Below are 11020 nucleotides of genomic sequence, written 5' to 3'. Positions count from 1 at the left end.
TTTGCCAATGAAGTCAGCGTCGAAGGCGATCACCTGCTGGTCAAGCGCGAGATCGACGGCGGGCTGGAAACGGTCAAGCTGGCGCTGCCGGCGGTGGTCACCACCGACCTGCGCCTCAACGAGCCGCGCTATGCCTCGCTGCCCAACATCATGAAAGCCAAGGCCAAGCCGCTTGCCACCAAGACCCCGGCCGACCTGGGCGTGGACGTGGCGCCGCGCCTCAAGACGCTGAAAGTGGCCGAGCCGCCGGTGCGCGCGGCGGGCGTCAAGGTGGCCGATGTCGATGCGCTGGTGGCCAAGCTCAAGGAACTGGGAGTCGCGTGATGGGTAAGGTTCTTCTCTGGGTCGAGCACGATGGCGCGGCGATCAAGGACGCGACGCTGAGCGCGGTGACCGCGGCGGGCCAACTGGGCGACGTGGTCGCGCTGGTGGCGGGCGAAGGCGTCGATGGCGTGGCCGAGGCGGCCGCGCAGATCGCCGGCGTTTCCGCCGTGCTCAAGGCCGATCATGCGGCCTATGCCCATGCCCTGGCGGAAAACGTCGCGCCGCTGGTGGCGGGCCTGATGGCCGACCACGATGCTTTCGTGGCCCCGGCGACGACCACCGGCAAGAACGTGGCGCCGCGCGTGGCCGCGTTGCTCGATGTGGCGCAAGTCTCTGATATCCTGTCGGTCGAAGGCCCCAAGACCTTCACCCGGCCGATCTATGCCGGCAATGCCATCGCCACGGTCGAATCGAGCGATGCCAAGCTGGTGGTGACCGTGCGGGCCACCGCCTTTGCCAAGGCGGACGCGAGCGGTGGCAGTGCCAGCGTGGACGCGGTGAGCGGCGCGGGTGACGCTGGCCTCTCCAGCTTCGTCGGCGCGGAAATCGCCAAGAGCGAGCGCCCGGAACTGACCAGCGCCAAGGTCATCGTCTCGGGCGGCCGCGCTCTGAAAGACGCGGAAACCTTTGCCGCCACGATCACGCCGCTGGCCGACAAGCTGGGCGCCGCGATCGGCGCGAGCCGCGCGGCGGTGGACGCGGGCTATGTCCCCAACGATTACCAGGTCGGCCAGACCGGCAAGATCGTGGCGCCGCAGGTCTATCTCGCCGTGGGGATTTCCGGGGCGATCCAGCACCTTGCCGGGATGAAGGACAGCAAGACCATCATCGCGATCAACAAGGACGAGGACGCGCCGATCTTCCAGGTGGCCGATGTGGGCCTGGTGGCGGACCTGTTCACCGCCGTGCCGGAACTGGTGGGCAAGCTTTAAGCCTTCGCGCAAGGCTTCGCACCACCCCCAAACCCCCTCCTCTGAAGAGGAGGGGGCTTTTTTGTGTGCCGCCCTCCCGCATGCGGGAGGGGTTGGGGGAGGGCGTGTTTCACGCCCTCACAAAGCCAGCGTCAAACACTGGCTGAAATCATCCACCACATAATCCGCAAAGGCCGCGCAGGGCACGAAGCCATGCGCGCGATACAGCGCCAGGGCCGGTTCGAACGCCGGCCCGCTCCCGGTTTCCAGGCTGACCCGCGCCATGCCGCGCGCCCTGGCCTGGTCCAGCAAGTGCGCCAGGATCGCCTTGCCCACGCCCTGGCCCAGCCAGGCGGGCGCCACGCGCATCGATTTCAGTTCGCCATGATCGGGCGCCAACGCTTTCAGCGCGCCCATGCCCGCCAGATAGCCACCGACCCAGGCCGAATAGAACCGCACGTCCGGCGCGCGCAACGCATCGAGCGGCAGGGCGTGGACCTTGTCGGCGGGCGAATGGGCATGCATCCCGCCCAAGTGCAGCGCCACCAATGCCTGGATCGCCGCGCCGCTCAGGTCGTCTTCGCGTATCGTTACATCGGGCATTGCGCGCTCCATCTGGCCAAACCGGTTGCATCTGCTATCGCCTGCGCCATGACGCAAGCAACGGATTCCTCCCCCCGCTGGAGCCTGGCCATCCATGGTGGCGCCGGCGCCATGTCGCCCGACATCATGGATGAGGCCATGGCCGCCGATTACCGCGCCGCCCTGGCCCAGGCGCTGGAAGCGGGCGCTGCCGTGCTGCGCGACGGGGGCAGCGCGCTCGATGCGGTGAGCGCGGCGGTCTGCGCGCTGGAGGATGATCCCCATTTCAACGCCGGGCGCGGCGCAGTGTTCACCTATCACGAAACCAACGAGCTGGACGCGGCGATCATGGACGGGCGCACCCGCGCGGCAGGGGCCGTCTGCGCCGTCACCCGCACGCGCAACCCGGTGCGCCTGGCCCGCACGGTAATGGAACAGGGGCCGCACGTGTTCCTGGCCGGCAGCGGGGCCGAGGAATTCGCCCGCGACCACGGCATGGAGGAAGTGGATCCCGCCTGGTTCGCCACCGACGAGCGCCGCCGCCAGTTGCACGAGTTCAAGGCGCGCAAGGATGGCTGGTTCGATGCCGATCTCAAGTTCGGCACGGTGGGCGCGGTCGCCTGCGATGCGCAGGGCAATCTCGCCGCCGCCACCTCCACCGGCGGGCTCACCGGCAAGCGCTGGAACCGCATCGGCGATTCGCCGCTGATCGGCGCCGGCACTTATGCCGACAACCGCGCCTGCGCGGTTTCGTGCACCGGCACGGGCGAAGTGTTCATCCGCGTGGGCGTGGGCCACGAAATCGCCGCGCGCGTGCGCCATGCCGGCGAGACGCTGGAGCAGGCGACCCGCGCCGTGCTGGGCGAAGTGGGCGAGCTGGGTGGCGTGGGCGGCATCATCGCCGTCGATGCGGCGGGCACTCTCACCCACGCTTTCAACACCAAGGGCCTCTATCGCGGCTTTGCCGATCACACCGGCCGCGCCGACGTGGCGATCTTCACGGGCGAATAGGCCGGCTCAGGAAAACTTGTCGGCCTTGCGCCGGCCAAACCGCATGCCCCGTTCCAGGCGGGCGCGCAACTGGGTGTAATAGGCCTCCAGGAACGCGCGCTCGTCGCCCCGGCCGCTGTTCCAGCCGATCTTGGCGCAGATCGCCTGGGCGACATCGACCATCGCCTCCTCGCGGTCCTCGCGCAGCACGCGCTCCAGCACCTGAAGCTCGTATTCGCCATAGACGGACAGTTCCGCCTCGCCGAATTCATAGCGCGTCTGCGTGAGCGCGCTTTCCCCCAACGCGCCGCCGGCCACCGAAAGCGCGGCCTTGAGCCGGTCGCGCCCGGCTTCCACCACCCAGGTGCCGGCTACCACGTCCCCCGCGCGCAGGGCATCGCGGTTGAAGCAGGGGAAGAACGCGAAGATCAGGAACCAGGCCGCTCCGGCCCAGGCGACGAACGTGGCGTCTTCGCCCTGGATCAGCGTGCTGGTGACGAAAATGATCGGCAGAGTCAGCTCGATATCGCGCAGGATGTTACGCGCCACCACCGCCTCGGTGGTCAGCCGCCCGCCATCGCGCGCCGCCACGCGCAGGCCCAGCGCGCGCTTGCCCGGCGTGGCGCCACGCGGGCCGAGCTCGAAATAGAGGAACCAGATGTGGCGGAACAGGAACATCGCCACGATCCACAGCACCACCACGGTCTGGCCCACCGCGCCGCCACCGGCATTGGCCTTGAGGTCGATCGCCCGCGCCAGCGTGAACAGCAGGTAGGAAATGCCCGCCATCGTCGCCACGATCAGCACCTGGTCGATCAGCAGGGCCAGCGCCCGCGCCCCGCGCGCGCCGATCGTGAACGGCAGCGGCACGCCTTCGGGCGTCACCACCTGGCGCTTGCGCCGGTCCTGCACGGGCAGCCGCACCGCGCGCCGTTTCCACCGCCCGATCATCCCGCCACCCGTACGCGGGCCGGGCGATAGGCAAAGAAATAGGCGTTCCACAGCGCCAGCATCGTCCCGCCGATGATCAGCCGCGCATACGTGGCGTCGATCAATTGCCGGCCAAACCCTTCGAGCAGCGCGGCCAGCACCAGCATCAGCACCACCCCGACCATGACCTGCGCCGCGCGCCGCCCGGCCACGGCTGCCGCGGTCAGCACCGGCTGCTCCCCCGGAAAGGCCATGGCCCGGCCGATATGCAGGCCAGCCGCGCCCGCCAGCAGGATCGCGAACAGTTCGGTCGTGCCGTGGATCGCCAGCCAGCCGACGAGTTCCAGCGTCAGCCCCTGCCCGTGATAGAGCCACAGCAACGCCCCCAGCCCGGCGGTGTTGTGGATCAGCAGCAGGACCGAAGGCACGCCAAAGGCAAAGCCGAGGGCAAAGGCAATCAGCGAAACCTGCGCGTTGTTGCTGAACAGGTAGGCGGCAAACATCGACAGCCCGTTCTGGTCCTGCTGCCCGAACAGGGTGTGCAGCAAGACGGCGCGGCTGGCGCCGGGCACACGCACGTCATCGCTGCCCCCGGCCATCAGGCTGTAATACCAGTCGGGATTGCCGCTCACCAGCAACCAGCCGACCACCGTGCCCAGCACCATCACCGCCAGCGCGATGACCAGGTCTATGCCCATGGCGCGCACCGCCGCGCTCCACCCGCCCAGGAAAAAGCGCCGCAGCCAGGCGCCCAGCCCTTCGCGCGGGCCATAGACGGCAAACCACGCGCGCCGCGCCAGCCCTTCGAGGTAGGCGATCAGCGCGGCATCGAGCGAGGTTTCGCGCGCGATCGCCAGGCTGGACACCGCCGTGCGATAGAGCGCGGGCAAGGCCACCAGGTCTTCATCGGAAAGCTTGCGCAGCCGCCCGCCCTCGATCCGGGTGACGATGGCGTCCAGCCGCTGCCAATCGCCCTCGCGCGCCTGGCGAAAGCGGTCGGAGCGCAGCGCGGCGGCTTCCACCGCTGCCTCCTGCCCGGCGTTCTTGCCAAACCAGCGGGCAATCATCCCAGGCTCCCTTCGCGTTTCACGCCCAGATAGGCATCGATCAGCCTCGTGCCGATCTGGTCATGCGGCGCTTCCACCAGGCGCACGCCCATCTGGCGCAGCCGTTGCAGCACCAGCGCGCGCTGGCGTTGCAGCGCCGTGGCGGTCACGGCGCGGGCCATGGCATCGAGCGTGTCGGGGCTGGCCGTGGCAAGGCCCGACAGTTCCGCATCGGCCATCACCACGAACAGCACGCGGTGCCGCTCCAGCAGGCGGCCCAGGCTCTCGATCATCAGTTCGGCGCTGGTCGGATCGGTGAAGTCGGAAAAGACCACCACCAGCGAGCGGCGTTGCAGCCGCGTGGCCAGCGTGGCCATGGCATAGGTGAAATTGGGCTCCTCGCCGTGATAGTCGAACGCGGCGGCGCTGCGTTGCAGGCGGGCGAAATCGCGCGGCGCCGCCACGAACGGCGAAAGGCCCAGCGGCCGCGCGGCAAAGCCATAGACCGCGACGCGATCCTGCGCCTTGAGCGCCACCCAGGCGGTGGTCAGCGCCGCCGTGATCGCGCGGTCCAGCCGGGGCAGGCCGGCCAGCGGCTCGGTCATCGCCTGGCCGCAATCGAACGCGAAAACGATCTGGTTGTTGCGCTCGGTCTCGTATTCCTTGGCAAACAGGCGGCCGTGGCGGGCCGAGCTTTTCCAGTCGATGCGGCGGCGGTCCATGCCCGGTTCGTAATCGGCCAAGGCCTCGAACTCGGTGCCTTCGCCGCGAATGCGCCGCGCCACCAGGCCGAACGCGGCATCGCGCAGGAAGATCTGCAAGGCCGGGCTGCGCACCGGGGTGATATCGGGCCAGATCCGCACCGCCTGGTCCAGCGGGCGCGTGACCTGGCGATGGCCCAGGCCCAGCGGCCCGCTCCAGCGCAGCCACAGCGTTGCGATCCGCGCCGGCCCCCGGCGCGAAGGGACCAGCCGGGTTTCCCCCCGCCACGCTCCGGCCTCGCCACTTGGCGCCAGCGCCAGCGGCACGCGCCCGCCATCGGCCAGGCGGGGATCGCAGGCCAGCGCCGCCAGCGGCGCGCCGCCGGCTCTTCCGCCGGCCAGCCCGGCAAAACTCGCATCCAGCGCCAGGCGCAGCGGCTGGCCCACTTCGGCATCGTCCGCCACGGCCAGGCGCACATCGCGCAGCGCCCCGGCCATCAGCGCATCGAGCAGCACCAGCACGATCAGCGCGCCACCGGCAGCGGGCGCCACCACCCAGCCCTGGGGCGCCAGCGTGGCCAGCAACAGCCCAGCCGGCGCGGTCAGCGCCAGCAACAGCACCGCCCGCGCCGTGGGATAGACGGCGAGCCTTGGCCGAAAGGGAAAGCGCCAGCGCGCCACGGCAGCAACCGGGGCCGCGATCAGCGCGGCGCCGGGGTGCGCTGCACCAGATCGGCCACGATCGCTTCGGCCTGGCGCCCCTCGATCTCGGCCGCAGGGCTCAACACCATGCGATGGCGCAGCACCGCCGTGGCCAGGCTCTTGATATCGTCGGGTATGGCATAGTCGCGCCCGGCCAGTGCCGCCCGCGCCCGCGCCGCGCCGGCCAACAAGACCGCCGCGCGGGGCGAAGCCCCAGCCACCAGATCGCCATTGTCGCGCGTGCCGCGCACCAGCGCGACGATATAGTCGACCAGGGGCTCTGCCAGCGTCACCGCCTTGAGCGCGGCCTGGGCGCCGGCCACCTCCTGCGCATTGGCCACGGCCACCACGCCCATCTGCGCCGGGTGCAGCCCGGTGCGCCCCTCGCCATAGCGCACCACGATCCGCGCCTCTTCCTCGGCCGAGGGGTAGTCGACCAGCAGCTTGAACAGGAAACGGTCGAGCTGCGCTTCGGGCAGGGGATAGACGCCCTGGCTCTCGATCGGGTTCTGCGTCGCCACCACCATGAAATGGGGCGGCAGCGGATGGGCCGTGCCATCCAGCGTCACGCGGCGTTCCTGCATGGCTTCGAGCAGGGCGGCCTGGGTCTTGGGCGGGGTGCGGTTGATTTCATCGGCCAGCACCACATCGTGGAAGATCGGCCCGCGCGTCAGCGTGAACTGGCTGGTCTGGAAATTGAACAAGTTCGATCCCAGGATATCGCCCGGCATCAGATCGGGGGTGAACTGGATGCGCCCGAAATCGAGGCCGACTGCCGTGGCAAAGCTTTGCGCCACCAAGGTCTTGGCCGTGCCCGGCGGCCCTTCCAGCAGGACGTGCCCGCCGGCCAGCAGCGCCACCAGCAGATGGTCCACCACCTCGTCCTGGCCAACCACGGCCTTGGCCACCTGGGCGCGGATGGCATCGGCCAGGGCCCGCACTTCATCAAGGCTGAGCGCCGTGGGCGCGGTGTCGGACTGGGTCACGCAAGGTCCTTTTCAATGGCATGCAGGGCTTGGGCCGCCCGCACCGCGTCGGCCGGGCGGTGCGCTGCTGCAAGCTGGGCAGCGGCGATGGAAAACGGCACGGTCTCGGGATGAAGCCGGGCCAGATGCGCGTCGATCAGCGGGTCGGTCTGCTCCGCCCCGGCTCCCCGGCGCAGGCCGAGGCGCTGCGCCAGCCGCTCACGCAGGGCATCGACATAGGGCACGGTCAAAAGATGCAGGCGGCCGGCGCGGCGGATCAGCGCGGCGCTGTTGGTCACCAGCGTGGTCTTGCCGGGCGGAATGCCGGCGATGGCCGCGCGGGGCGGGCCAAAGCGGCAGAACGCGCGCCAGCCGATCGCCAGCAGGGTCAGCAGCAGACCGGCGGTCGCCGCCAGGAACGGCGGCTCGAACGCCAGGGTCAGCAGATTGGGCCGTCCGCCCAGCCCGGCGAGGCTAAGGTCGAACGTCACCGCGCGACTGCCCGAATCGACCGCGGCAGCGCGCAGGATATCGAGCGCGAGCAGCGCGGTCTGGCGATCGGCCAGGCCATAGTTGTCGAACAGGTCCGGCTCGAACACCAGGATCACCGGATGCAGATCCATGTCCGGGCCGCTGTCGCTGTCTGCATCATCGCCATCCGCGTCATCCACGCCGGGCGTTTCCACATTGGCCAGACGATCGAGCGAGGGATAATAGCCATTGTCGCCGCGATAGGCGGCCAGAATGCGCCCGTCGGCGGTGCGGACCAGCGGCACCAGCCCGTCGCCCGTGCCCGATTCCACCCGCGCGTCGTCGGGCAGCGGGCCATGGCGGCCATCGGCGGTGGTCCAGCCTTTGGCGAGGCCTGGCTTGAGCCCGGAGAGCGTGACGGTCACATCATCGGCAAAGCCGCGCCATTGCGGCAGCGACACGCCCTCGATGCGGGTCCAGCCGCGCGGGCGCTGTTCCTTGCGCTCCAACAGCTTGGCATCCCATTTCGACGCGATGACCACGGTCGGGCCGATGCGCCGCCGCTTGCTCACGATGCGGTCGATGTCCTTGCCGTCGGTGCCGGGCAGCGGGGTCAGCACCAGCACGCCGGGCTGCTCCATGCCGCGCTGGCTGCGCGTCTGCGCCACGGTATAGCCGTCCTCGCTGGCCAGCGCCGCCAGCGCGGCATAGCCGTTGAGCCCGCGCCCCCCGGCATGGCCGCCGCCATTGTTGGCCGGTGGGCCGGCATGGCCAAGATACCACAGCAGCCCGATGAACAGCGTCGCGCCCACCACCAGCAGCGCCAGCACTGTGCCCCGCGCAAACGGCGCCGCACCCGTGCTGGCCGCAGGTGGAACGCTCATGCCGGGGCGCCGATCAGTTCGAGCGCGAAGGCGGCATAGGCGCCGCGCGCCCGCTGCCATTCGCCCAGGCCCGGCGCGCGCAGGGCATAGCGGGCGCGCTCCACTTCCTCGGCCATCGTGGCAAAGGCCTGGCGCGCGGTGGCGGGCAAGGCGGGCAGCAGGGCAATCTCGCGCGCAGTGCTGGAGGGAGAGAGCCAGTCCGGCCGGGCGGCGGCAATATCGGCCACACTGCGCTGCAAAAGCAGGTGGACCGCTTCGGCAAAGCGGCCCTGCGCGGCCAGGGCATCGGCATCTTCAAGCAGGGCCAGCGCGGCCTGGCGCACCGGGTTCCACTCCGGCACGGCCTGCGCCTTGCGGGCGCGCCGGGCCTGCCACCACGGCGCGATCAGAGTCCAGGCCAGCCAGCCCAGCGCCGCCACGCCCACCACGATCAGCCCCAGCAGCAGCGCCTGCCCCGATTTGGCCAGGGCCAGGCCCAGCGGCTCGAACAAGTGGGCGTTGATCCACTCCAGCCCCCGGTTCAGCACGCGCAGGATCGCTTCCAGCCAGCGCGGCGGCACATAGGGCGTTTCGGGCGGGGGCGCGGGCACCGGGGCGAACTGGATATCGCCCATGCCCCGCACCGTCTGCCAGGCGTGCTCGGCACGGGCAGCATCGCCGTGGGCTGCGGCGGCAGAGGCCGCTGCCGGGGCGGCAGGAGAGGCGGACACGGCCCGGGCGGCCGCTGCGGCAGTGCTCACGTCTCGGTTCGTTGCATGCCGCAGCGCCAGCCGCAAGCGCAGAATGCGCCGCTCTGGCTGCGGCCCCGGTAAGCGTTCGGCCAGCCTTCGGTCAGCCGCGCGCGCGTTCCAGCGGATAGGAGCCGAGAATGCGCAAGTCCTTGGCGAAATAGGCGAGTTCGTCCAGCGCGCGATCCACCGCCGGATCGCCCGGCGCGCCGACGATATCGGCGTAGAACATCGTCGCGGCAAAGCTGGCGCCCTTCTGGTAGCTTTCCAGCTTGGTCATGTTGACGCCGTTGGTGGCAAAGCCGCCCAGCGCCTTGTAGAGCGCGGCAGGAATGTTGCGCACTTCGAACACGAAGGTGGTCAGCGCTGCGCCGGTCACCGTTGCCGGGTCGCGCGGCGCCTTGGACAGCAGCACGAATCGCGTGGTGTTGTCATGCGCGTCCTCGATGTCTTCGGCCAGCAGGTCCAGCCCATAGAGCTCGGCGGCGATGCGCGGGGCAATCGCGGCGATGCCCGGCTCGGCGCTTTCAGCCACCAGCGCGGCGGCACCGGCAGTATCGGCATAGGCCATCGGCACGATCCCGCGCTCGCGCAAGTAGAAGCGCGACTGGCCGAGCGCCTGCGGGTGACTGTAGGCGGCCACGATCGCGCCGGCGTCGGCGCGGGCCATCAGGCAGTGGTGGATGTCGAGAAAATGCTCGCCCACGATGCTCAGCCCGCTTTCGGGCAACAGGAAGTGGATATCGGCCACGCGGCCGTGCTGCGAATTCTCGATCGGGATGATCGCCTGGCCGGCGCGGCCATCCTTCACCGCATCGAGCGCATCCTCGAACGAAAAGCACGGCAGCGGCAGGCCATCGGGCATCACTTCCAGCGCCGCGCGGTGCGAATTGGCGCCGGGCGCCCCCTGAAACGCCACGGCGCGCGCCGGATCGGCCGCAGCGGCGGCGCTCATGCGATCGACAAGCAGGCGGGCGGGTTCGGGGAAACTTTGCATGGCTGCCGTTAGGCACAATGCCACCGCTTGGGCAAGGGCCATCCGCCACCGCATTTGCCGCAGGATGAGGCCGGCGCGTGTGTTGAAATTTGTCCTGGATCACAGACGGGGTTTCCCCTGTGGCTCTAATCGGACTTGCGCCGGCGCGGGGGGCTGATTATCCCACCTGCAAAAGCGGCGTACCGGCAGCGGGTCGGAAATGCGCACGATAAATGGGGCTGGGAATGGACGACCGTTTCAATACGATCGCGGGATGGACCTTGTTTGGCGGTATCGTGGCCCTTGGCCTATCAACGTTGTCCGCCCATTACTTCCTTGCCGACAAGCATGAACGCCCTGAAAAGATGGGCTATGCCATCGCGGGTGTGGAGCCCGAGGGCGGCGCCGCCGGCCCGGCTGCGGTGGAACCGATCGCCAATCGCCTGGCCAAGGCAGACGTCGCCAAGGGCGAGGCGATCTTTGCCAAGTGCAAGGCCTGCCACACCATCGACCAGGGCGCGGCCAACGGCATCGGCCCCAACCTGTGGGGCGTGGTGGGCGATGCGCGCGCCGAAGGGCGCGGCGGCTACGCCTTCTCCGACTCGCTCAAGTCCAAGGCCGGCAAGTGGGATTTCGCCAGCCTGGATGAATGGCTGACCAACCCCAAGAAGTTTGCCGACGGCACCAAGATGTCGTTCGCCGGCCTGTCCGACCCGATGGATCGCGCCAACGTGATCCTCTATCTCAATTCCAAGGGCTCCAACCTGCCCCTGCCCGCCCCCGAAGCGGTGCCGGCGGCCGGTGCGGCCA

The 11020-nt window shown here is 69.6% G+C and carries 12 protein-coding genes; 4 read left to right on the top strand and 8 right to left on the bottom strand.

Features of this window, described 5'->3' with window-relative positions:
* On the top strand, positions 1 to 324 hold a 324-nt coding region (locus IE191_RS18340; RefSeq protein WP_444544248.1), incomplete at its 5' end, for an electron transfer flavoprotein subunit beta/FixA family protein.
* Positions 324 to 1256, top strand: a complete 933-nt coding sequence (locus IE191_RS18335) for an electron transfer flavoprotein subunit alpha/FixB family protein (RefSeq protein ID WP_191325826.1) — start codon at positions 324 to 326, stop codon at positions 1254 to 1256. The genes IE191_RS18340 and IE191_RS18335, both read left to right, overlap by 1 nt.
* A gap of 117 nt (positions 1257 to 1373) precedes the next feature.
* Here IE191_RS18335 and IE191_RS18330 read toward each other — a convergent pair whose 3' ends face one another.
* Positions 1374 to 1838 (bottom strand): GNAT family N-acetyltransferase, encoded by a 465-nt coding sequence (locus IE191_RS18330; protein ID WP_229815614.1) that lies wholly within the window; start codon positions 1836 to 1838, stop codon positions 1374 to 1376.
* A gap of 48 nt (positions 1839 to 1886) precedes the next feature.
* On the opposite strand from IE191_RS18330, the gene IE191_RS18325 reads away from it, so the two are divergent.
* A complete protein-coding gene (locus IE191_RS18325; RefSeq protein WP_191325824.1) occupies positions 1887 to 2828 on the top strand; it encodes an isoaspartyl peptidase/L-asparaginase family protein in 942 nt (313 codons plus the stop codon).
* A gap of 6 nt (positions 2829 to 2834) precedes the next feature.
* Here the strand turns inward: IE191_RS18325 and IE191_RS18320 are convergent, their stop codons facing one another.
* The 7 genes from IE191_RS18320 to IE191_RS18290 all read right to left on the bottom strand — a co-directional run bounded on the left by IE191_RS18320 (position 2835) and on the right by IE191_RS18290 (position 10231).
* On the bottom strand, positions 2835 to 3758 hold the full coding sequence (locus tag IE191_RS18320; protein ID WP_191325823.1) for an RDD family protein: 924 nt from the start codon (positions 3756 to 3758) through the stop codon (positions 2835 to 2837).
* Positions 3755 to 4804: a stage II sporulation protein M gene (locus tag IE191_RS18315; RefSeq protein WP_191325822.1), complete on the bottom strand. Its 1050-nt coding sequence runs from the start codon at positions 4802 to 4804 to the stop codon at positions 3755 to 3757. Before IE191_RS18315 ends, IE191_RS18320 begins: the two co-directional genes overlap by 4 nt.
* Entirely contained in the window at positions 4801 to 6165 is a 1365-nt protein-coding gene (locus tag IE191_RS18310) for a DUF58 domain-containing protein (protein ID WP_229815613.1), read from the bottom strand. The genes IE191_RS18315 and IE191_RS18310 overlap by 4 nt, the downstream gene beginning before the upstream one ends.
* A 20-nt stretch (positions 6166 to 6185) precedes the next feature.
* Complete coding sequence (locus IE191_RS18305) at positions 6186 to 7172, bottom strand: AAA family ATPase (RefSeq protein ID WP_191325821.1); 987 nt, start codon at positions 7170 to 7172, stop codon at positions 6186 to 6188.
* Positions 7169 to 8506 (bottom strand): DUF4350 domain-containing protein, encoded by a 1338-nt coding sequence (locus IE191_RS18300; RefSeq protein ID WP_191325820.1) that lies wholly within the window; start codon positions 8504 to 8506, stop codon positions 7169 to 7171. The genes IE191_RS18305 and IE191_RS18300 overlap by 4 nt, the downstream gene beginning before the upstream one ends.
* Complete coding sequence (locus tag IE191_RS18295; protein ID WP_229815612.1) at positions 8503 to 9246, bottom strand: hypothetical protein; 744 nt, start codon at positions 9244 to 9246, stop codon at positions 8503 to 8505. The genes IE191_RS18300 and IE191_RS18295 overlap by 4 nt, the downstream gene beginning before the upstream one ends.
* A 91-nt stretch (positions 9247 to 9337) precedes the next feature.
* A complete protein-coding gene (locus tag IE191_RS18290) occupies positions 9338 to 10231 on the bottom strand; it encodes a prephenate dehydratase (RefSeq protein WP_191325819.1) in 894 nt (297 codons plus the stop codon).
* Between the two features lie 224 nt (positions 10232 to 10455).
* Here IE191_RS18290 and IE191_RS18285 point away from each other — a divergent pair.
* Positions 10456 to 11020, top strand: a 565-nt coding sequence (locus IE191_RS18285; protein ID WP_191325818.1) for a c-type cytochrome, incomplete at its 3' end; no start/stop codon positions are given.

Source organism: Novosphingobium pokkalii, assembly GCF_014652855.1.
Taxonomy (GTDB): domain Bacteria; phylum Pseudomonadota; class Alphaproteobacteria; order Sphingomonadales; family Sphingomonadaceae; genus Novosphingobium; species Novosphingobium pokkalii.
The sequence above is the reverse complement of the archived record's forward strand: the minus strand, read 5'-3'. Positions and strand labels throughout refer to the sequence as shown.

Excerpts from the sequence above, each read along its gene's own strand:
- IE191_RS18335 (WP_191325826.1), top strand. The coding sequence starts at position 324 with ATGGGTAAGGTTCTTCTCTGGGTCGAGCACGATGGCGCGGCGATCAAG.
- IE191_RS18330 (WP_229815614.1), bottom strand. The coding sequence starts at position 1,838 with ATGCCCGATGTAACGATACGCGAAGACGACCTGAGCGGCGCGGCGATC.
- IE191_RS18325 (WP_191325824.1), top strand. The coding sequence starts at position 1,887 with ATGACGCAAGCAACGGATTCCTCCCCCCGCTGGAGCCTGGCCATCCAT.
- IE191_RS18320 (WP_191325823.1), bottom strand. The coding sequence starts at position 3,758 with ATGATCGGGCGGTGGAAACGGCGCGCGGTGCGGCTGCCCGTGCAGGAC.
- IE191_RS18315 (WP_191325822.1), bottom strand. The coding sequence starts at position 4,804 with ATGATTGCCCGCTGGTTTGGCAAGAACGCCGGGCAGGAGGCAGCGGTG.
- IE191_RS18300 (WP_191325820.1), bottom strand. The coding sequence starts at position 8,506 with ATGAGCGTTCCACCTGCGGCCAGCACGGGTGCGGCGCCGTTTGCGCGG.
- IE191_RS18290 (WP_191325819.1), bottom strand. The coding sequence starts at position 10,231 with ATGCAAAGTTTCCCCGAACCCGCCCGCCTGCTTGTCGATCGCATGAGC.